Source organism: Pseudomonas sp. HY2-MNA-CIBAN-0224 (assembly GCF_040310285.1).
GTDB lineage: Bacteria > Pseudomonadota > Gammaproteobacteria > Pseudomonadales > Pseudomonadaceae > Aquipseudomonas > Aquipseudomonas helleri.
In genome coordinates this window covers 1-21,533 of sequence record NZ_JBEOPQ010000057.1, presented here as the reverse complement: position 1 = coordinate 21,533, position 21,533 = coordinate 1, and the positions used below count along the sequence as shown (strand labels likewise).

The window sequence follows — 21,533 nt, the reverse complement described above, 5'->3', positions numbered from 1 at the left end:
TCCCTGTCAGGCGGTTTTAGTGCTGGCGATGATGTGGGTGTGCAAGCGCTTGATCGCATCGTGCGACGACAAAATAGCGCCCTCCATCCAGGCTGGAATGTACGAAGCATGCTCACCCGCGAGCACAATGCGGCCGTCGATCTGGCACAGATTTTTGTAGTGCTGTTGGCGCGTCTCGGGGGTCCATAAGCCGTAGCAGCCGTTAGTCCAGGGCACACGATGCCAGCCAACGGCAATGCCGTTTTCGAATTCGCTGGGGTATTGCGGGTGAATCTGCGCGCCAAACTCGACAGCCTTTTGCACGCGCATTTGCGGGCTCATGGCGGTAAATTCGTAGGCATTCGGGCCCCAGATATACGCCCCCAGCAGCACACCCTTGCCTTGCTTGCCATAGTCGGTGCTCGGGTAGCTGATCTTGCTGACGGGCGTGTCGGTGTAGGTGATGCCGCCGTAGATATGCTCGTCCTGCTCCCAGAAACGCCGCTTGAACTGCAAGCCGACCTTCACCGAAGACTCGTAAGGCACGGCGCGTATGGCGCTCATCATTGGCGCGCTGACATCGATGGGCAGTTGCCCAAGGATCGACAGTGGCAAGGTGCACACGCACCAGTCAGCCTGCTCCTGCTGTGCCCCGCCGCTGCCATCACTGTTTTGATACGTCACGGTCACGCCGTTGGCATCTTGCTGGATGCGCGTGACCTTGGCGTTGTAATGAATCAGGTCATTCACCTGTTTCTGAAAGGCCTGGGCAATCATGTCCATACCGCCCACCGGCTGAAAAATGCTGCTCTGGAACTCGTACTCCTGGCCGCTGGCGATGCTTTGCCAGAGGTTGGAGTCGAGCAAGGCCTTGCAGTCAATGGGCTCGGACGGCACCGCCTCGGGCATCAGACCGCCGCCGTCATCCACAGCAAAACCCCGGCGCAGGCTGGTTTCCAGAGACTTCTTATAGGCGTTGTTGGCATCCAGCGCGCCCCACTTGCGCATCACTTCCAGCAAGCGTTCGCGGTCCTCGCGGGTCAGCGCCTGGTCCAGGCCGTGCTGGTTGACGGCCTTGCTCAGCAGTTCGGCGACATGCCCCTGAAAGTCGGCCTGCACCTCGCGATAACGCTGCGGCTTGCCACCAAACGCCTGGGTGGAATGCACCATGGCGTTGTAATTGACCTGAATAAAGGGCTCCAGCGCGACACCGAACTTGTGGCAGTAATCGAGCACTGCATGGTGATGGTAAGGGATACGCCACGGCCCGGGATTGAGGTACAAGCCCTTATCAAACTCGCACTGTTGGGTCGCACCGCCCAACTCGGTAAAGCGGTCGCCACCGCGCAACGTCCAGCAGCGCCCGCCCGGCTTGGCGTTGAACTCCAGCACCTTGACCTGATACCCGGCCTTACGCAGTTCGTAAGCGGCAGTCATGCCCGCCAGCCCTGCCCCGAGAATCAATACACGGGTGCCCTTGGGCGCACCGCTCAAGGCAAAATTGCGCTCGTAGGTGGATTCTGCGGCAAAGCTCAAGGCGCTCATTGCCTGATACATCGCAGCGGCACCCGCTGTCACACCGATCCAGTTCAGCACCTTGCGGCGGCTCACAACCATTGCTTGCTCTTGCATGATCAGTCCTTTGAAGCGAAAGAAAATATCTGTGCCTGCAAGGGCCTGGAGCAAGGGCTGTGCCAGCCTGTCAAAACCACTGAAAATGAATAAAATTTCATAAAAATACGCATGCGGATGCATCGGCATCGATCATGCGCGGCTGCTTTTGGTGCGCAGGGGGTGAGCCATCACTGGGCACAATCAGAACGGGCGTGCACGATGAAAATTGTAGGAGCGAGCTTGCCTCGCGATCTTTTGATCTTCTGAATGATCGCAATGCAGATCCTCCTACAAGTATTCAAATCGAATCCCAACGGCGGTCCTTCGGCCCGCATCGCAGCCTCGTACCTCGTCAGCGGCTACAGGACGTGCGCGGTGTAGCGTTAGCACCCGCTCTATGAGAATCTTGCAGCCCCTGCTGTGTGGGTCTTGCGGAGAGTTCCCCTTTGGTTTCATTAAATGATTGGCTGAGCTTCACTTTTATCGCCATGCTCGTGACGCTCACCCCTGGGCCTGCGGTGATCATGTCGTTGTCCAACTCCATCAGCCATGGCCCGTGGCGGGCGATGATCGGTTCGCTGGGCAATGCCATCGGGCTGCTGCTGATTGCCTCGGCCACCAGTGCCGGGCTCGGCGCGCTGTTGATCGCGTCTGCCACAGCATTCTTGGTGCTGAAGGTCGCGGGGGCCAGTTACCTCATTTATCTGGGCATCAAACAGTGGCGCAGCCGCAATCGCGCGTTTGATAACGTGCAGGCCAATCCTTCAGAAAATCTGTCAGGCTGGAAGCTGTTCACCAAAGGCTTCTCGGTCGCGATTACCAACCCCAAAGCCATCCTGTTCTTTGCCGCCTTCCTGCCGCAGTTCATTCAGGGCGGTGACTCCAGCTTGTCTTACCTCGCCGTGCTGATCATTACATTTGCCGGCTGCTCGATTGTCGCTCACCTGTTTTATGCCCTGCTCGCGCAGACGCTAAAAGGCTACTTGGCGACGCCAGCGCGGGCCAAAGCCCTTAACCGCTTGTTTGGCGCCTCGTTTATGGGCCTGGGCATCAGCTTGTTGACCATCCGCGGCAAAGTGGCCTGAACCCGCAACACAGGAGCTGGACGCCATGTTCAGCTCCACCCCTCCAGGCGCATCGTCGCCCGCACCAGCCGCTGTTCTTCGTTTTCGATCTCTTTAAGACTTTCACTGATGCTCTGGATATGAGAGATGGCCGCCTTGCGCGCCTGCTCCGGCAAGCGACCGGTCACGGCGTTGTACAGCCGCGCGTGCTGGCGGTCGATTTGGCGCTTTTGCGGCTCGCGGTGGTAGAGGTTATTGACCGATGCAAACACCGTGTTCAACAACAGATCGGTGAGTGAACGCAGGGTCTGCACCAGCACCGGATTATGCGACGCCTCACAGATGGCCAGGTGAAAGGCATGGTCCAGACGTGCATGGGCAGACGCGTCGAGGGAGCGGTTATGCGCATCGAGCAAGGCGTGATAACTGCGGGTGATCAGCACAAAATCGGCGTCGGTACCGCGCAAGGCCGCCAGCCGTGCAGATTCGCCCTCCAGCAAGCTGCGCACTTCAAACAGGTCATACAGCGTGCGCGGTTGCGAGCTGAACAAGTGCATCAGCGGCGACGCACTCGCCTCGCCGGAAAGATCGGCAACGAAAGAACCCTTGCCTTGCTCGGTCTTGATGATGCCGCGAGCGCGCAGCAGTTTCAGGCCTTCCCGCAGGGCGGTGCGGGACACGCCGAGTTTTTCGGTCAGGCGCCGTTCCGAGGGCAGCAACTGCCCGGTCTTGAGGACGCCATCAACGATCAGGCGCTCGATGCGCTCACACACCACGTCGGCCACTTGCGGGTTACGCGACGGTTCCATTCTGTCCATGAATACTCCAACTGGTACGACCAGTTCGGTCGGCACAATCCTGTCGGTTTGCGCACACACCTAATGCATTGTTTTTGAATTTATTTTTATTTGAAACAAACAAGCGGCGCTGAAAAAACTGGTTCGACCAGTTCAACAACGTATGGACAGTAAATCGCCTCGGGCCAATGATGCAAGCCAGCACTCTCCGGCAACGGACCTCTAATAAAAATAAACAGGTGTCGCCCACCGACCATGAATATTCTTTACGACGAAGCCGTCGACGGGGTTTTGCCCGACGTCGACAAAAACGCCCTGCTGCTGGCCCTGCAAACGCAGGTGCCCGACCTGAAAATCCTGCATGAGCCTGAGGAACTGAAGCCCTACGAGTGCGACGGTCTGTCGGCCTATCGCACCACGCCGATGCTGGTGGTCCTGCCCCATCACCTTGAGCAGGTGCAGACCGTGCTGCGGCTCTGCCATGAGCACAAGGTGCCGGTGGTCGCACGCGGCGCGGGCACGGGCTTGTCGGGCGGCGCCTTGCCATTGGAAAAAGGCTTGCTGCTGGTGATGGCGCGCTTCAACAACATCCTCCACATCGATCCCGCCGCCCGCACCGCGCGGGTTCAGCCGGGGGTGCGCAACCTGGCGATTTCACAGGCTGCCGCACCCTATGGCTTGTATTACGCGCCGGACCCTTCGTCACAAATCGCCTGTTCGATTGGCGGCAATGTGGCCGAAAACGCCGGTGGCGTGCATTGCCTTAAGTACGGCTTGACCGTGCACAACGTGTTGCAGGTCGAGATCCTCACGGTGGACGGCGAACACCTGACCCTCGGCTCGCAAGCACTCGACTCGCCGGGGCTGGACCTGTTGGCGCTGTTCACGGGGTCCGAGGGCATGCTCGGGGTAATCACCGAAGTCACCGTCAAGCTGCTGCCCAAGCCGCAAACCGCCAAGGTGCTGCTGGCCGCGTTCGATTCGGTCGAGAAAGCCGGGCGCGCAGTCGGCGACATAATTGCGGCGGGGATTATTCCGGGCGGTCTGGAAATGATGGACAACCTGGCGATTCGCGCCGCCGAAGACTTTATCCACGCCGGTTACCCGGTCGAAGCCGAAGCCATCCTGTTGTGCGAACTCGATGGCGTAGAGGCCGACGTGCACGATGACTGCGAACGCGTGCGCCAGGTGCTGGAACTCGCGGGGGCCACCGAAGTGCGCCAGGCCCAGGATGAGGCCGAGCGCGTGCGGTTCTGGGCCGGACGCAAAAATGCGTTCCCGGCGGTGGGCCGCCTCTCGCCGGACTATTACTGCATGGACGGCACCATTCCACGCCGCGAGCTGCCCGGCGTGTTGCAAGCAATCGCCGCACTGTCAGCCGAATACGACTTGCGCGTGGCCAACGTGTTTCACGCCGGTGACGGCAATATGCACCCGCTGATCCTGTTTGATGCCAACCAGCCCGGCGAGCTGGACCGCGCCGAAGCGCTGGGCGGCAAGATCCTCGAACTGTGCGTGAAAGTCGGCGGGAGCATTACCGGCGAACACGGCGTGGGCCGCGAAAAAATCAACCAGATGTGCGCGCAGTTCAACAGTGATGAGCTGACCCTGTTCCATGCCGTCAAAGCCGCGTTCGACCCCGGCGGGCTGCTCAACCCCGGCAAGAACATCCCCACCCTGCACCGCTGCGCCGAATTTGGCGCGATGCACGTGCACATGGGCCAGTTGCCCTTCCCTGAACTGGAGCGTTTTTGATGCGCAGTGAACATGATGTCGACAACAGCGCCGAGTTGCTGCAACAGGTCAACCAGGCCCTGCACAGCGCCACGCCCTTGCGCATTCAGGGCGCTGACAGCAAAGCGTTTCTGGGCCGCCCGATAACCCGCGAAGTGCTCGACACCCGCACCCACCGGGGCATCGTCAGCTACGACCCGACGGAGTTGGTGATCACCGTCCGCTGCGGCACGCCATTGAGTGAGCTGGCCGCCGCCCTGGACGCGGCGCAGCAGATGTTGCCGTGCGAACCGCCGTCATTCGGCAGCCACGCGACCGTGGGCGGCATGGTCGCCAGCGGGCTGTCCGGGCCACGTCGCCCGTGGGCCGGCTCGGTGCGTGACTTCGTGCTGGGCACCCGCGTGATCACTGGCCACGGCAAGCACTTGCGCTTTGGTGGCGAGGTGATGAAGAACGTCGCCGGTTATGACCTGTCACGCTTGATGGCCGCCAGTTATGGCGCATTGGGGGTGATCACCGAGGTGTCGCTCAAGGTCCTGCCCAAACCCCGCCAGGCCTTGAGCATCAGCCTTGAGATCGATCCTGACCGAGCCCTACAACGCCTGGCGCAATGGGGCCAGGAGCCGCTGCCGATCAGCGCCGCGTGCCACGACGGGCAGCGCCTGCACCTGCGCCTTGAAGGCGGCGAAGGGTCGGTGGCGGCTGCCCATGACCGGCTGGGCGGCGAGTTGCTCGACGCCGCCTATTGGGCGGATTTGAACGAGCAACGCCTGGGTTTCTTTGCTCAAGGCCAGCCGCTGTGGCGTTTGTCATTGCCCAACAACACCGCACCACTGGCTCTGCCCGGCCAGCAGTTGATCGACTGGGGCGGCGCCCAGCGCTGGCTCAAATCGGATGCCGATGCGGCCTTTATCCGCCGTATGGCTGAAGAAGTGGGCGGGCATGCAACCTGTTACACACCCGGCCTGACTGACAGCCCGTTCCAACCGTTGCCGGCAGCCCTGATGCGCTACCACCGCAACCTCAAGCAACAACTCGACCCCAAGGGTATTTTCAACCCCGGGCGCCTGTACGCGGAGCTTTGAGCCATGCAAACCACTTTGAGCCAACAAGTCCGGCAACTGCCCCGCGCCGAAGAAGCCGAACGCATCCTGCGGTCCTGCGTGCACTGCGGTTTCTGCAATGCCACCTGCCCTACGTACCAATTGCTCGGCGATGAACTGGACGGCCCGCGCGGACGAATTTACCTGATCAAGCAAGTGCTGGAGGGCAACGACGTCACCCGCAAAACCCAGGCGCATCTGGACCGCTGCTTGTCGTGCCGCAATTGCGAAACCACCTGCCCTTCCGGGGTCGATTACCACAACCTGCTGGACATCGGCCGGGCGGTGGTGGACGCGGCGGTGCAGCGGCCGCTTGGCCAACGGCTGTTGCGCGAGGGGCTACGCGCCGTGGTGCCCAAACCGGGCCTGTTTAAAGGGTTGCTGGGCAGCGGTCAGGTGTTTCGCGCCGTGTTGCCAGCGACCTTGCAAAGCAAGCTGCCGCACAACGTCGAGCCTGCCAAAGCGCGCCCGACCCGCCGTCATGCCCGTCAGGTATTGATGCTCGAAGGCTGCGTGCAACCCGGTTTGTCGCCCAACACCAACGCGGCCACCGCCCGTGTGTTGGACCGGCTGGGCATCAGCATTACGCCAGGCCGTGAGGCCGGTTGTTGTGGCGCCGTGGATTACCACCTCGATGCACAAGCCGCGGGCCTCAACCGGGCCCGGCGCAACATCGACGCCTGGTGGCCAAGCATTGAACAAGGCGCCGAAGCCATCGTGCAAACCGCCAGCGGCTGCGGGGCCTTTATCAAGGAATACGGGCACTTGCTGAGCACCGATCCGGCGTATGCCGACAAGGCCAAAAAGGTCAGCGCCCTGGCCAAGGACCTGGTTGAAGTACTGCGCGACGAGCCTCTGGAAACCCTTGCCATTAGCTCTAGCCAGCGAGTGGCCTTCCATTGCCCGTGCACCTTGCAGCACGCACAAAAGCTCGGCGGCGCGGTGGAGTCCGTTCTCACCCGCTTGGGTTTCAACCTCACTGCGGTGCCTGACAGCCATTTGTGCTGCGGCTCGGCAGGCACTTATTCGCTGACCCAACCCGAATTGTCGCGGCAACTGCGCGATAACAAGTTGAACGCGCTGGAAAGCGGCAAACCCGAGGTCATCATCACCGCCAATATCGGCTGCCAGACCCACCTTAACGGTGCCGGACGCACCCCGGTGCGGCACTGGATCGAGCTGGTCGAAGCGGCATTGCCTTAACCCCTAACTCACTTGAGATCTGTCATGAAAAGCAAAGCCGTATTGAGCCAGACCGAAGTCCAGCAGATTCTCAAGGCTGCCCGCCTCGAGGCGCAAAACAACCAATGGGCCGTGAGCATCGCGATTGTCGATGACGGCGGCCACCCGCTGGCCCTGGAGCGGCTCGATGAGTGCGCACCGATCAGCGCCTACATCGCCACCGAAAAAGCCCGCACCTCCGCCCTGGGCCGCCGCGAGTCCAAAGGCTACGAAGACATGGTCAATGGCGGCCGCCATGCGTTTTTGTCCGCGCCGTTGCTGACCTCCCTTGAAGGCGGCGTGCCGATCATCGTCGACGGCCAGGTCATCGGAGCCATTGGCGTGTCCGGGGTCACCTCCGTGCAAGACGCGCAAGTCGCCAAAGCTGGCGCGCACAGCCTCAAATAAACCGAACTGAAGGAGAGATAACAGTGAGCGATTTTGTTAACTGCCACGGCCTCAAGGTTGCACCCGTGCTGCACCACTTCATTGAACACGACGTGCTGCCGGGCACCGGGCTGGATACGCAAGCATTCTGGAACGGTTTCGCCGGGCTGGTGCACGAACTGGCGCCGATCAACCGCGCCCTGTTAGCCGAGCGTGATCGCCTGCAAGGCGAACTCGACACCTGGCACCGCGCGCACCCCGGCCCGATCACCGACATGGCGGCGTACCGCAACTTCCTCAGCGGCATTGGCTACCTGCAGGCGCAACCGGAGCAGGTCAAGGTCAACACGGCCAACGTCGACAGCGAAATCAGCACACAGGCCGGGCCACAGTTGGTGGTGCCTGCCGCCAATGCGCGCTACGCCCTGAATGCGGCCAACGCCCGTTGGGGTTCGCTGTACGACGCGCTGTATGGCACCGACGTGATCGCCAATGACGGCGGCGCTGAAGCGGGCCGCGCCTACAACCCGCTGCGCGGGGCCAAAGTGATTGCGTTTGCCCGGACGTTTCTGGATCAGGCGTTCCCGCTGCAAAAGGGCTCGCACGTGGATGCCACGCGCTACCAGATTGAAGGCAGAACCCTGCTGGTCAGCCTCAAAGATGGCAGCCAGAGCGGTTTGGCCAACACGGCCCAATACCTTGGCTATCAGGGCGACCCCGCCGAGCCGACGGCCATTGTGCTCAAGCACAATGACCTGCACGTTGAAATCCAGATCGACCGCCACAGCGTCATCGGCCAATCGGACGCCGCAGGGGTCAAAGACCTGCTGATGGAGGCCGCACTCTCGACCATCATCGACTGCGAAGACTCGGTGGCGGCGGTCGACGCAGACGACAAGGTGCAGGTCTATCGCAACTGGCTGGGCTTGATGAAGGGCGACCTTAAAGAAGACCTGGTCAAAAACGGCAAAACCATCACCCGACGCCTCAACCCCGACCGCGAATACACCGGCGCCGACGGCTCGCCGCTGACGCTGCCAGGGCGCTCGTTGCTGTTTATCCGCAACGTCGGGCACCTGATGACCAATCCGGCGATCCTTGACAATCAGGGCCTGGAAATTCCCGAAGGGATTCTCGACGGTGTCATCACCAGCCTGATCGCCGTGCATGACCTGCAACGCCGGGGCAATTCCCGCGCTGGCAGCGTGTACATCGTCAAACCGAAAATGCACGGCCCGGCCGAAGTGGCGTTCGCCGAGCAGTTATTCAGCCGGGTCGAAGACCTTCTGCAGCTGCAACGTCACACCCTGAAAATGGGCATCATGGACGAAGAACGGCGCACCAGCATCAACCTCAAGGCCTGTATTGGCGCCGCCGCGTCACGGGTGGCGTTCATCAATACCGGCTTTCTCGACCGCACCGGCGACGAAATCCACAGCGCCATGCAAGCCGGGGCGATGCTGCGCAAGGGCGACATGAAAGGCACGCCGTGGATTGCCGCCTACGAGCGCAACAACGTGCTGGTGGGGCTGGATTGCAACTTGCGCGGCCGCGCCCAGATCGGCAAAGGCATGTGGGCCATGCCGGACCGGATGGCCGACATGCTGCAACAGAAAATCGCCCACCCCCAAGCCGGTGCCACCACCGCCTGGGTGCCCTCACCGACGGCGGCGACCCTGCATGCGCTGCATTACCACCAGGTGTCGGTGCACGACGTGCAAACCACCCTCGAACAGACCCGCTACGCCGACGTCAGCGAATCCCTGCTTGAAGGGCTGCTGACCGTGCCGGTGGTAAACAAGGCCGAATGGTCAGCGGACGCCATCCGCGAAGAAGTCGAAAACAATGCCCAGGGTTTGCTGGGCTACGTGGTGCGCTGGGTTGAACAAGGCATTGGTTGCTCCAAAGTGCCCGACATTCACGATGTAGGCCTGATGGAAGACCGCGCGACGTTGCGTATTTCCAGCCAGCACATCGCTAATTGGCTGCTGCATGGCGTGATCAGCCGTGAGCAAACCCTCGAAATCTTGCAGCGCATGGCCCGAGTGGTTGACCAGCAAAACGCCGACGACCCGCAGTACACGCCCATGGCGGCAAATTTTGATCAATCGGTCGCGTTTCAGGCGGCGTGCGCGTTGGTGTTTGAAGGGTGCGCGCAACCCAATGGCTACACCGAGCCGCTGCTGCACACGTTCCGGCTGGCGTATAAACAGTCGCAGGGGTAAACCTTGACGCAGCCTCGCGCTGCTCGGCAGCGACTACGCATCTGTGGTCGCTGCCGAGCAACGCGAGGCTGCGATCTTTAAATCGATCGCGCCATGCCAAAACGTAGTACCCCTCTATTACCTGCCCCGCTGCAATTGGTCTCATGATCCATTGGAATGTGCTTATAACAAGAACCAGAATTCCAAGGCAGGATGAGGCAATGGCAAAGTTTATTCATTCCATGATTCGCGTAGGCGATCTCGAAAAATCCATGCATTTCTATCAGCAGGCGTTTGGGCTTATCGAGTCGCATCGCCTGGAGTTTGACGATTTCTCACTGGTCTATCTGCGCGACATCGAGAGTGGTGCAGAAATAGAACTTACCTGGAACAAGGGCCAGACCGAGTACACCCACGGCACGGGCTACGGGCACGCCGCCTTCGTGGTCGATGATCTCGATCAGCAGTTCAAGCGCCTCAGCGACTTGCAGTGGTCGCCCGCCCCCATCAAAGAATTTAAAAGAGACGGCGAACTGCTCGCGCGGTTCTTTTTTATCCAGGACCCCGATGGCTACAAGATCGAGGTGTTGCAACGTGGAGGTCACTATCAATAGAAATACCTGATTGCTTTAAACCGGCGTCCGGCTGGACGGGCTTACCGCTGTCACCCGCTCCTGCCAACCCGCGACCTGTGATTTGCCTGTGACACTGTTACTCCTATAAAAATAACAAGGAGACATTTCATGCAAGACCTAAAGGTCAATCGTCGTCGCTTTCTGCAAGGAAGCGGCGGGCTGCTGTTAGGCACCCTCGTGTTCAGTTCCGGTCCCATCGCGCTGCTGGGTCCCAGCCAGACCTGGGCCATGCAAATGAACACACTCCCCAGTGATGCAGCGTCGCAATTGTTGCTCGTGGTGCGGCGCATTTATCCCCATGACCGTATGGAAGACGCTGTCTACGCCTTTGCTGTGAAGGCGCTGGATGAGCGCGCATCGGCCGACCCTTCAATACTGCCGCAGCTGGAAAAAGGCCTCGCCGAGCTGGACACGCTGGCGGGCGGCAAGTGGGCGAGCCTGGATGAACACCAGCAAGTGGCCCTGCTTGAAAAAATCCAGAACAGCGACTTTTTCAAGCTGGTGCGTGGCACGTCGGTCAACTCGCTGTACAGCAATGAACTGGCCTACGAGCACTTCGGCTACGAAGGCGCCTCCTTCCCTAAAGGCGGCTACCTGATGCGCGGTTTCAATGACCTGAAGTGGCTACCCGCCGCGCCAGCCGATGCCAGTCCCAGTGCGTTTTGAGGAGCAGCGAACATGACGACTTACAGTTTTGACGACGATTCGGTAGTGATCATCATCGGCTCCGGCGCAGGCGGCGGCACGCTGGCCAACGAGTTGTGCCAAAAAGGCATCCCGGTGGTGTTGCTGGAGGCCGGTGCGCGGCAATCCCCGGCAACCTTTATCAACGACGAATGGCCTTCGTTTGCGCAATTGTCCTGGGGCGACACCCGCACCACCTCGGGCTCCTGGCAGATCGCCAAAGACTTCCCCAACCTGCCCGCCTGGATCTGCAAAACCGTGGGCGGCACCACCACCCACTGGGCCGGTGCCAGTATTCGCCTGCAAGAACACGAATTTCGCGCACGCCAGATGTACGGCGATGTCAAAGACGCCAACCTGCTGGACTGGCCCTTGACCCTGGCCGAACTGGAGCCCTATTACGAACGCGCCGAAAACAAAATGGGCGTGACCCGCACCCACGATATCCCCGGCTTACCGGGCAACAACAATTTCCAGGTGATGTACAACGGCGCCAAAAAGCTCGGCTACAAAGAGTGCTCAACCGGGCACATGGCAATCAACAGCCGAGGCCGTGACGGGCGCGCGCAATGCATGCAGCTCGGGTTCTGTTTCCAGGGCTGCAAGATGGGCGCGAAGTGGTCCACGCTGTATACCGAAATCCCCGCCGCCGAAGCCACCGGCAAGCTCGACTTGCGCACCCAGGCCCATGCCGTGCGCATCGAACATGACGCCAAGGGCCGCGCCAATGCCGTGGTCTATGCCGACGCCCAAGGCCAGTTGCACCGGCAAAAAGGCCGTATTGTGGCGATTGCCGGCAATGCGATTGAAACACCGAGACTGTTGCTCAACTCGTCCAGCGCGATGTTTCCCCACGGTCTGGGCAATGGCTCGGGGATGGTCGGCAAACACTACATGCGCCACACCACCGGCTCGGTATTCGCCGAGTTCAACGACCCGGTGCATTTCTATCGGGGCACGATCATGGCGGGGCTGATCAGTGACGAGTCGCGCTTCAACCCGGATCGCGGGTTTGTCGGCGGCTATGAAATGGAGACCATTTCTCTCGGCCCATCGTTTATGGCGGCGTTTTTTAATCCGGGCGCCTGGGGCCGGGATTTCACCCGTGTGATGGACAACTACACGCATCTGGCGGGCATGTGGCTGGTGGGTGAAGACATGCCCCGCGAGACCAACCGCATCACCTTGAGTGACACCAAGGACCACTTGGGCATCCCCGTGGCCAACGTGCACTACGACGATCACCCCAATGACCTGGCCATGCGCGAGCACGCCTTCAAACAAGGCAGCGCGGTGTACGAAGCGGTGGGCGCGCTGAAAACCCACCGCGTGCCGCCCTACCCTTCAACCCACAACCTGGGCACTTGCCGCATGAGCCTGAAAGAGGCTGACGGGGTGTGCAACAAACACGGCCAGAGCCACGAGGTGCCTAACCTGTTTATCTCGGACGGAAGCCAGTTCACCACCAGCGCGGCCGAAAACCCCACGCTGACGATTGTCAGCCTGGCCATCCGGCAAGCGGATTACATTGCCGAGGCCCTTAAAACCAAGGCCGCGTAACGTTCACATCAAAAGATCGCGGGCCTCGCGATCTTTTGATCTTGATATCGCCCCGCACTTTCCGTATTGCGGAACAAATTCCGCATCTGTGATACTGGCCGCCCTTCTGACTGGCCAGGAACTCTTCTCCATGACCCATCGCTTGCGTGCCGATGCCGTGACGCTGCGTTACGAGCAACGGACGATTTCGACCGATCTTTCGGTCAGCATTATCGATGGCTCGTTCACCGTGATCGTCGGCCCCAACGCCTGTGGCAAGTCGACCTTGTTGCGCGCCTTGTCCCGCTTGCTGACCCCGGCCAGCGGCCAGGTGTTGCTTGATCAGCAGGTCATCACGCTGTTGCCGGCCAAAGAAGTTGCCCGCACCCTAGGTTTGTTGCCGCAAACGGCGGTGGCACCCGATGGCATCACCGTGGCCGATCTGGTCGCCCGTGGGCGTTATCCGCATCAGTCTTTTTTGCGCCAGTGGTCGCTGGCCGATGAGCAGGCCGTCAGCGCGGCAATGGCGGCAGCGCAGGTCACGGAACTGGCCGGCCGCTTGCTGGACGAACTGTCCGGCGGCCAGCGCCAGCGTGTGTGGATTGCCATGGTGCTGGCCCAGGAAACACCGATCCTGCTGCTGGATGAACCCACCACGTTTCTCGATATTGCCCACCAGATCGAGCTGCTCGAACTGCTTGCCCGCCTCAACCGCGAGGGCCGCACGATAGTCGCCGTGTTGCACGATCTGAATCAGGCCTGCCGTTACGCTTCACACATCATTGCGATGAAAGATGGTGCGATTGTCGACCAGGGCGCTCCCAGTGAAATATTCACCGAAGCGCTGGTCGAGCAAGTGTTCGGCCTGGCGTCGGTGATCATTCCTGACCCGGTCACCGGCACCCCGTTGGTGGTGCCCAAGGCCCGAGCCATCGACTAAGGCTTACTCGCCGCCCTGCCAGGGCAAACCGCCGGTGGACTGATTGACCCGATTGGCCGCATGGAACAGCGCACGGCGATCCTCGGGCGATTTCAACTGGCCCAGATCGGCCACGGTGGTCATCACGCAGACCAGCTCACCCTGGGCGTCAAACACCGGGGCGGCCTGCCCGGTCACGTTCGACAGCAGGTGGCTGGTGAGTTCGGACCAGCAGGCACTGCGCACGTCTTCAAGCACCGCCTTGGTCGGCGGCGTGCCGCGAAAATGCGCGGGCTGTTGCTTGCGCGCTGCATCAATCGTGGTCTTCGGCAAAAACGCCTGAAACACCAGCCCGCAGGCGGTGTTGTCCAGCGGCAGGATATCGCCCAAGGCCAAAGGGCTGATGGAGAAGTAGGCGCTGCGATACCAGCGCACCAGCGTCGGCCCGCGGTCGGTCCAGATCGCCACCCCGCCACTGGCGGCATGCTGGTAGGCCAGGGCTTTCATTTGCGCGGCGGCGATTTCTACCGCATCCACACGTTTGAGGGCGCCAATGCCAATGCTCAGCGCCGCCGGGCCCAGGTCATACAGGCCGGTGGCCGGGTCCTGTTTGGCCAGGCCTTCCTTGACCAGGCTTTGCAGGTAGCGATGGGTCGTGGAACCGCCGGTACTGGTGCGCCGGGCGACTTCACCCAAGGCCAGTTCGCGCTCAGCGCTGGCCAGCACATTCAAAAACCGTGCAGCAATGGCCACCGACTGAATCGTGCCCGAGCGCTTTTCGTTCGGGGTCTCGGGGGCCTCGTCGTCCACGCTGGCCTTCAACTTCTTCAAATAACCTCTCCTCGCCACTGTCTCGCAGCAGTCTCTCAATAGGCATCCATCGACGACGCGATGACGCAACGGCGATGCGCATGATACCGACTTTAACGTCCCTTACAGCGGACAAAAAAAGCAGCGTAGCTCACACCTACAAATACCGCATAGAGGAATGAATTCTTTATTGAGGAACGTAATGGCTACATGCTAGGATCGCCATTAACGAGGATCATTCTCATTTGGAGCATCTCTTGAAGGCCTATCCATCCCGCAAGCTGAGCCGTGGTTTCAGCGTTTTAACCTTATCTACCCTGCTCGGCGCGTCTTGTGCTCTGGCAGAAGAGAGCGTGGTCAGCGAGAAGAAAACATCGCTGGTGTTCGAGCCGATTACCGTCACCGGCGAGAAACTTGAGCGTGAGTTAAAGAACACCGCCTCCTCGGTCACGGTCATCAGCGGTCGCGAAATCGACCAGCAAAAAACCGGTGACTCGACGGTTCACGAAGTGCTCCAGGGCGTACCCAACGTGATCTACACCGACACCGTGGGCGCTCCGGTCATTCGCGGGATGGACAGCCAGGGGCCGAACAACGGGCAGAACGTGTTCTGGGGCGGCACCGTGCCCCGCGCGACGATCAACCTCGACGGCCACTACCTGAACTACAACGAGATGTTCTTTGGCGCGACGTCGGTCTGGGATCTGGACAGCATCGAAGTGTTCCGCGGGCCGCAAACCACCTCGCAAGGGGCCAACGCGATTGCCGGGGCGATCATCGTCAACACCAAAAACCCGACCTTCACCCACGAGGCGCTGTACCAGGCCGAAATCGGCAACTACAACCACAAACGCACCTCGATTGCCCTCTCCGGCCCGCTGATGGGCGAAGACCTGGCGGGCCGTCTGGCGGTGGATTACTCGGCCCGCGACACGTTTATTGACTACACCAGCCCCAACTTCCAGAAGGGCAAGACCGATCAGGACTTCAGCGCGCTGAACGCCCGGGCCAAATTGCTCTGGCTGCCCAGTTCGATCACCGGGCTGGAAGCCAAGCTGACACTGGTCCATAACGACAGCAACCGCCCCAGCCAGGAAGCGGCCTCCGAGCCTTTCCACAAGCTCGACCACACCACCACGACCATGCCGTCGTGGGAGCAGACCACCAACACCGGGATCCTCGATGTCAGCTATGACTTCGACAACGGCCTCAAACTGTTCAACCAGGCGCAGTACTCGCACTCCAGCGTCAAACGCTACACCGGCATTCGCGGCCAGGGCGACGCCGACGTCAAGCAGAACAACCTGTCCAACGAAACGCGCCTGACCTTTGGTGACCAGCACAGCGAACTCAGCGGCGTCGGCGGCGTGTATGTGGCCCGCACCAAATCCGATGAATCCCTGCTGCTGTCAGGGCTGTCGAGCTTTGATGACACCAAGGAAAACTACGGCGTCTTCGGGGAGTTGAATTACCGCCTGAACGACCGCTGGACCCTCAGCAGCGGCCTGCGTTATCAGGAAGACCGCATTGACCGCCAGGGCACCTCGGTGCTCGCCCCCGGCCCGCTGGACTACCAGAAAACCTTCTCGGCGTTTCTGCCCAAAGTGTCGCTGGCCTTTGCCGCCACCCCGGACTGGACCGTCGGCGCGATGGTCAGCCGTGGCTACAACCCGGGCGGCATGTCGCTTAACCTGAGCACCCGCCAGTGGCAGGACTTCAAGGAAGAGTCAGTGTGGAACTATGAACTGTTCACCCGCGCCAACCTGCTCGATGACCGGCTGATCCTCAGCGCCAACCTGTTCTACATGGACTTCAAGGACGCGCAGTACAACATCCCGGTGGTGATCTCGCCCGGCGTCGCCCAGTCGTACACCATCAATGCCGAAAAAGCCCATGGCTACGGGCTTGAGCTGGGTGCTGACTACCAAGTGCTGGACAACCTCAAACTGCGCGGCAGCGTCGGCACCTTGCGCACCCGCATCGACAAGATCTCCAGCAACGAGGCCTATCAGGCCAATGAATTTGCCCGTTCCCCCGGCTACAGCCTGAGCTTTGGCCCGAGCTGGGACATCACCGATAAAGCCAACCTGTCGGTGCAAGTGCGGCATTTCGACGGCTACTACTCCGACACCGCCAACACCAAGAGCCTGAGCATCGACTCGTACACCCTGACCGATGCGCGCATGAGTTATCGCTTCAGTGAAGCGGTCGAGCTGTATGGCTACGTGAAGAACGTCTTCGACGACCGCTCCGCTATTTACATGCAGCAAAACCGTGGCATCGGCGGCCTTGAAGCGAGCATGACCACACCCCGGATGTTCGGCATCGGGGTCAAGGGCGCGTTCTGATCCCCGCCCCTCTGTAGGAGCGAGCTTGTCTCGCGATCTTTTGATTTTTTAAAAGATTGCGAGGCACTTTTTTGTTTAGGTCACAAAGGTTTGATCATGAGTCGCAAAAAACACCTGCACATCGGTCTGTCCCTGGCGCCCACCTGGTTGAGCGGCGACGGCTGGAGGCGCGAAAACAGCAACATCGAAGGGATTTTCACCGCTGATTACGCCATTGACCTGGCCCGCCGCGCCGAAGCCGCACACCTGGACTTTGTGTTCCGCCCGGACGTCAGCAGCATGCCCACCGAAATGCTTGCCAGCGGCTCCGGCTTTGCCAGCCTCGACCCCACCGTGCTGCTGGCGGCCGTCGCCCGGGAAACCACGCATATCGGCCTGGTCTCCACCGTCTCGACTACCTTTTTTCCACCGTACGTGGTTGCCCGCCAGCTGCAATCACTGAACTGGGTGAGCCGTGGCCGCGCAGGCTGGAACATCGTCACCGCCCTGCAAGGCCACGAAAATTTTGGCCTGGAACACATGCCCGGCGCCGAAGAGCGCTATGAGCGCGCCGCCGAATTTACCCAGGTGGTGCAGGCGCTGTGGGCGAGTTTCCCCAGCGAAGCTTTGCAGATTGACCGCGCCAGCGGCCGTTATGCGGACGTGGCCCAGGTCAATCCGATCAACCATGACGGCAAGCACCTCAAGGTCAAAGGCCCGCTCAATTTGCCCGCCTTCCCCGACACCCGCATCCCGCTGATTCAAGCCGGCGCGTCAGACTCCGGGCGCGATTTTGCGGCCTCGGTGGCCGACCTGGTGTTCGCCCCGACGCCCGACATAGAGGCCGCCCAAGATCTGCGCCGCGACCTGTCAGAACGTGCCCTGCGCCACGGTCGCAACCCGGCGGATATTCGTTTGTTGCCCGGCCTCAGCCTGTACCTGGCCGCCACCCGCGAAGAAGCCCGCGCCCTGTTTATGCAAACCCATGCCCGCCTCGACCGCACGCGCAAACTCGCGTCGATCAAAGACATGATCGGCCTCGACCTGAGCAACTGGGCAGCCGATCGCCTGGTGACCAGGGCCGACCTGCCTGAAGTACCGCCCAGTGCCGGGAGCCGTACCCATAACAGCCTGCTGCGACGCCTGATCGAACGCGAATCGCTGACCATTGACCAACTGCTGCTGCGCCCGGAAGTGATTTCGGCGGCGCACTGGCAAGTGGTGGGCACCGTCGATGATGCCGTGGAGCAGATCCTTGAATGGGCCGACTCGGGTGCCATCGACGGCTTTATCGCGGCGCCGGGAGGGGCTGTCGAGTCCGTGCATTTATTTCTGCAACAGGTGATGCCGCGTCTGGTACAAGCCGGACGTTTCCGCGAGCAATACAGCGGCTCGACTTTTGCCCATCACCTCAACGAGCCATGCACCGATGATTAAACTGCGCGCCCTGCCCCTGTTGTCGCTGGCGGCCTTGCTGCTGGCCAGTGTCGTCCACGCCGCCGACACACCCCGGCGCATCGTTTCGACCACTCCCAGCGTGACCGGCATCTTGCTGGCCATGAACGCGCCCTTGATCGCCACTGCCGCGACCACCCCCAGCAGACTGTCTGACGCCAAGGGCTTTTTCACGCAATGGGCTGACGTGGCCGACCAGCGCGGGGTGCAGGTGCTGTACAGCAATTTGCTGTTCGACATCGAAGCGGTGATCGGCCAAGACCCGGACCTGCTGGTGCTGTCTGCCACCGGGGCCGACAGCGTGATTCAGCATCAGGGTGAGCTGCAAGCCCAGGGCATCAACACCACCGTGGTCAACTACTCGAACCAGAGCTGGCAGCAAATGGCGGTTGAGTTGGGCAAGGTGACGGGCCTGGAACAGCAGGCACAGGACGCGATCAAGCGCTTCGACGACTACACCGCGCAAGTTGCCGCGACCCTGACACCGCCAGCCGAACCGGTAAGCGTGGTCGGCTACAACATTGCCGGGAGTTACTCGGTCGGCCTGCCAAGCAGCCCGCAGGCGCGCCTGTTGTCGGCGCTGGGTTTCAAGGTCGCGAGTTTGCCCGAGGCGCTGGACGCGCAAGTGCGACGCAGCTCGGACGTGGGCTTTATTTCCCGTGAAAACCTGTCCAGGGCGATTGTCGGTGACAGCGTGTTTTTACTCGGCGGTAATGACGCCGACGTGCAAGCGTTTCTCGCGGATCCAGTGCTGGCCAACCTGCCTGCGGTGATCCATAAACGGGTCTACCCGCTGGGAGTCAGTTCGTTTCGCATCGACTATTACTCGGGGCGGCAAATGATCGACTCCGTGGCACGGAGTTTTCACTGAGTGAGGCCATTGTCTTTGCAGCACACCGCACGCGGTGATGCCCGCCAACGCAAGCGTTATCGGGGGCTGATCGGCGGCGTTGCGCTGCTGTTGTTGATGAGCGTGCTGAGTCTGACGCTGGGCTCACGTTCGATTGATCTGGCGCAGGTGCTGGACGCCCTCAGGCATTACGACCGGCATAACGACTTGCACCTGATCGTGCGCGAAATGCGCGTGCCGCGCACGTTGGTGGCGATCCTCGCGGGGCTGGCCCTGGGCGTGGCCGGGGCGATCATGCAAGCCGTGACGCGCAACCCGCTGGCCGAACCAGGCCTGCTGGGGATCAACGCCGGTGCAGCGCTGGCGGTGATCATCGGCGCGGTGGCGTTCCAGGTGGTCACGCCACTGGCCTATGTCTGGTTTGCCTTTATCGGCGCCGGGCTGGCCGGGATAGCGGTGTTTATCATCGGCCAGGCCCACTCCAGCGGGAACAACCCGGTACGGCTGGTACTGGCCGGGGCCGGGTTGTCGATCATGCTGACCTCGATCACCGGGATCTTCATTCTCAATGCCCCCACCGAGGTGTTCGATCAGTTCCGCCATTGGGCTTCCGGTTCGCTTGAGCGCAGTGGGTTGGAGGCGGCCGCCGTCTTGGCCGTGGCGGTCAGCCTCGGCTGCGCGGTGGCCCTGCTGATTGTCAGCAACCTGAACATCTTGGCGTTGGGCAAGGACCTGGGCCTGGCACTCGGCGCCAGCCCGCGCTCGACCTGGCTGCTGGCGTGCCTGGCGGTCATGCTGCTGGCCGGGGCAGCCACAGCCGGGGCCGGGCCGATTGCCTTTGTCGGGCTGGTGGCACCGCACATTGCCCGCTTGCTGGTGGGCCCGGATTATCGCTGGATCCTGCCCTACTCCGGGCTCTACGCGGCCATCCTGCTGCTGGGTGCCGATGTGCTGGGTCGGGTGGTTGTCGCCCCGTCTGAAATCGCTGCCGGGATCGTCGCCCTGTTGCTCGGCGGGCCCTTCTTTATTGCTGTGGTGCGCAAGTACCGACTGAGCCAACTATGAAAAACAGCCTGCCCGCCGTGGTTCGTTTCGCCCACTGCTCGTTTGTCTGGCGCCCACGGGCGGCATTGATCGGCGCCGGTTTAATGCTCTTGGCGCTGCTGCTGGCCGTGCTGTTGCTGGGCATCGGCACCTTGCACCTGAGCCCCGGCGAAGTGCTCGCCAGCCTGTTCGGCGTGGGTGACAACCCGACGGCCGAGCGGATCATTCAGCGGGTGCGTTTGCCCCGCGTACTCACCGCCGTATTCGTCGGCGCCGCGTTGGGCATGGCCGGATCGGTGTTTCAGTCAATCTCGCGCAATGCGCTGGGCTCGCCGGACATCATCGGCTTTACCACCGGCGCAGCCAGCGGCGCCATTGTGCAAATCATCCTGTTCAATGCCGGTCCGTTGGGCACCTCGTTGGCGGCCGTGCTCTCAGGCGTCTGCACAGCCGCCGTGGTGTTTGTCCTGTCGCTGAAAGGCCGCACCACGGGAGGCTATCGTCTGGTGTTGGTGGGGATTGGCGTCGGCGCCATGCTCACCGGCCTCAACACTGTCTTGCTGGTGACCGGCGACCTCGACCAGGCCATGACCGCGCAACTGTGGTTGTCGGGCTCGCTGAACACCCGCACCTGGTCCCACGTGGTGCCGGCTGCAATGGGCTTTGTGCTGATCGTGCCGATTGCGATCTACCATGCGCGGCCGTTGAACATGCTCGAGATGGGTGACGACACCGCCTGCCAACTGGGCGTCCCGGTTGAGCGCTCGCGACTGGTGATGGTCATGGCCGCCGTGGGCTTGACCTCTATTGCCACGGCGGCGGCCGGGCCGATCAGCTTTATCGCCCTGGCAGCGCCGCAACTGGCCAGACGCCTGACCGGCTCACCGGACATCCCGCTGGTGTCCGGCGCCATCATGGGCGCCCTGCTGTTACTCAGCGCCGATCTGGTGAGCCAGCGCTTCCCACTGAACCTCAACCTGCCCATCGGCCTGACCACCGGGCTGTTGGGCGGGTTTTACCTGCTGTGGCTACTGACCCGAAGTCGCAAGCCAATCGGCTAACCCCTGTGTTGGAATTCACGCTAGTCAAGTGAACTGCCCCCAAAAAGTTGGACACCCATCCAACTTTTTGGGTTTTCAACATGAATAAGTACACAGAGCAATTTAA

18 protein-coding genes are annotated in these 21,533 nt (G+C 61.3%); 15 read left to right on the top strand and 3 right to left on the bottom strand.

The genetic code is table 11. The features are described 5' to 3' along the window. Positions 1–6: 6 nt before the first annotated feature. Positions 7–1,536 (bottom strand): flavin monoamine oxidase family protein, encoded by a 1,530-nt coding sequence (locus AAEZ03_RS20730; RefSeq protein ID WP_315975362.1) that lies wholly within the window; start codon positions 1,534–1,536, stop codon positions 7–9. A gap of 503 nt (positions 1,537–2,039) precedes the next feature. On the opposite strand from AAEZ03_RS20730, the gene AAEZ03_RS20725 reads away from it, so the two are divergent. Continuing rightward, the gene (locus AAEZ03_RS20725; RefSeq protein ID WP_048369254.1) at positions 2,040–2,678 is read left to right on the top strand and encodes a LysE family translocator; all 639 of its coding nucleotides are present in this window, start codon (positions 2,040–2,042) and stop codon (positions 2,676–2,678) included. A gap of 29 nt (positions 2,679–2,707) precedes the next feature. Here the strand turns inward: AAEZ03_RS20725 and glcC are convergent, their stop codons facing one another. Continuing rightward, on the bottom strand, positions 2,708–3,475 hold the full coding sequence (glcC, locus tag AAEZ03_RS20720; RefSeq protein WP_350581211.1) for a transcriptional regulator GlcC: 768 nt from the start codon (positions 3,473–3,475) through the stop codon (positions 2,708–2,710). 234 nt (positions 3,476–3,709) lie between these two features. On the opposite strand from glcC, the gene glcD reads away from it, so the two are divergent. The 9 genes from glcD (at position 3,710) to AAEZ03_RS20675 (ending at position 13,901) form a co-directional block, all read left to right on the top strand. Next, the gene (gene glcD, locus AAEZ03_RS20715; protein WP_350581209.1) at positions 3,710–5,209 is read left to right on the top strand and encodes a glycolate oxidase subunit GlcD; all 1,500 of its coding nucleotides are present in this window, start codon (positions 3,710–3,712) and stop codon (positions 5,207–5,209) included. Next, positions 5,209–6,273: a glycolate oxidase subunit GlcE gene (gene glcE / locus AAEZ03_RS20710; protein WP_350581207.1), complete on the top strand. Its 1,065-nt coding sequence runs from the start codon at positions 5,209–5,211 to the stop codon at positions 6,271–6,273. Before glcD ends, glcE begins: the two co-directional genes overlap by 1 nt. A 3-nt stretch (positions 6,274–6,276) precedes the next feature. Beyond that, positions 6,277–7,494, top strand: coding sequence for a glycolate oxidase subunit GlcF (gene glcF / locus AAEZ03_RS20705; protein WP_350581204.1), 1,218 nt, complete (start codon positions 6,277–6,279; stop codon positions 7,492–7,494). A gap of 24 nt (positions 7,495–7,518) precedes the next feature. Then, entirely contained in the window at positions 7,519–7,920 is a 402-nt protein-coding gene (locus tag AAEZ03_RS20700; protein WP_048369259.1) for a heme-binding protein, read from the top strand. Positions 7,921–7,943: 23 nt separating this feature from the next. Further along, on the top strand, positions 7,944–10,124 hold the full coding sequence (locus AAEZ03_RS20695) for a malate synthase G (RefSeq protein ID WP_350581202.1): 2,181 nt from the start codon (positions 7,944–7,946) through the stop codon (positions 10,122–10,124). 200 nt (positions 10,125–10,324) lie between these two features. After that, positions 10,325–10,717, top strand: coding sequence for a VOC family protein (locus AAEZ03_RS20690; RefSeq protein WP_123751484.1), 393 nt, complete (start codon positions 10,325–10,327; stop codon positions 10,715–10,717). 129 nt (positions 10,718–10,846) lie between these two features. Next, positions 10,847–11,404, top strand: a complete 558-nt coding sequence (locus AAEZ03_RS20685) for a gluconate 2-dehydrogenase subunit 3 family protein (protein WP_350581198.1) — start codon at positions 10,847–10,849, stop codon at positions 11,402–11,404. 12 nt (positions 11,405–11,416) lie between these two features. Then, entirely contained in the window at positions 11,417–12,982 is a 1,566-nt protein-coding gene (locus tag AAEZ03_RS20680; protein WP_153331790.1) for a GMC family oxidoreductase, read from the top strand. 130 nt (positions 12,983–13,112) lie between these two features. Further along, positions 13,113–13,901, top strand: coding sequence for an ABC transporter ATP-binding protein (locus AAEZ03_RS20675; protein WP_153434677.1), 789 nt, complete (start codon positions 13,113–13,115; stop codon positions 13,899–13,901). 3 nt (positions 13,902–13,904) lie between these two features. On the opposite strand, the gene AAEZ03_RS20670 is transcribed toward AAEZ03_RS20675, so the two are convergent. After that, entirely contained in the window at positions 13,905–14,690 is a 786-nt protein-coding gene (locus AAEZ03_RS20670; protein WP_088500249.1) for an IclR family transcriptional regulator, read from the bottom strand. Positions 14,691–14,947: 257 nt separating this feature from the next. Between AAEZ03_RS20670 and AAEZ03_RS20665 the strand changes: the two genes are divergently transcribed. The 5 genes from AAEZ03_RS20665 (at position 14,948) to AAEZ03_RS20645 (ending at position 21,427) form a co-directional block, all read left to right on the top strand. Beyond that, complete coding sequence (locus tag AAEZ03_RS20665) at positions 14,948–17,038, top strand: TonB-dependent receptor (RefSeq protein WP_350581195.1); 2,091 nt, start codon at positions 14,948–14,950, stop codon at positions 17,036–17,038. Positions 17,039–17,134: 96 nt separating this feature from the next. Then, positions 17,135–18,454 carry an NtaA/DmoA family FMN-dependent monooxygenase gene (locus AAEZ03_RS20660; RefSeq protein ID WP_350581193.1) on the top strand — a complete coding sequence of 440 codons (1,320 nt, stop codon included), beginning with the start codon at positions 17,135–17,137 and terminating at the stop codon, positions 18,452–18,454. Next, positions 18,447–19,343, top strand: coding sequence for a Fe2+-enterobactin ABC transporter substrate-binding protein (gene fepB / locus AAEZ03_RS20655; RefSeq protein WP_350581191.1), 897 nt, complete (start codon positions 18,447–18,449; stop codon positions 19,341–19,343). Before AAEZ03_RS20660 ends, fepB begins: the two co-directional genes overlap by 8 nt. 96 nt (positions 19,344–19,439) lie before the next feature. Next, the gene (locus tag AAEZ03_RS20650) at positions 19,440–20,387 is read left to right on the top strand and encodes a FecCD family ABC transporter permease (protein WP_153328677.1); all 948 of its coding nucleotides are present in this window, start codon (positions 19,440–19,442) and stop codon (positions 20,385–20,387) included. After that, on the top strand, positions 20,384–21,427 hold the full coding sequence (locus AAEZ03_RS20645) for a FecCD family ABC transporter permease (protein ID WP_350581189.1): 1,044 nt from the start codon (positions 20,384–20,386) through the stop codon (positions 21,425–21,427). Before AAEZ03_RS20650 ends, AAEZ03_RS20645 begins: the two co-directional genes overlap by 4 nt. The last annotated feature ends 106 nt before the right edge of the window (positions 21,428–21,533 follow it).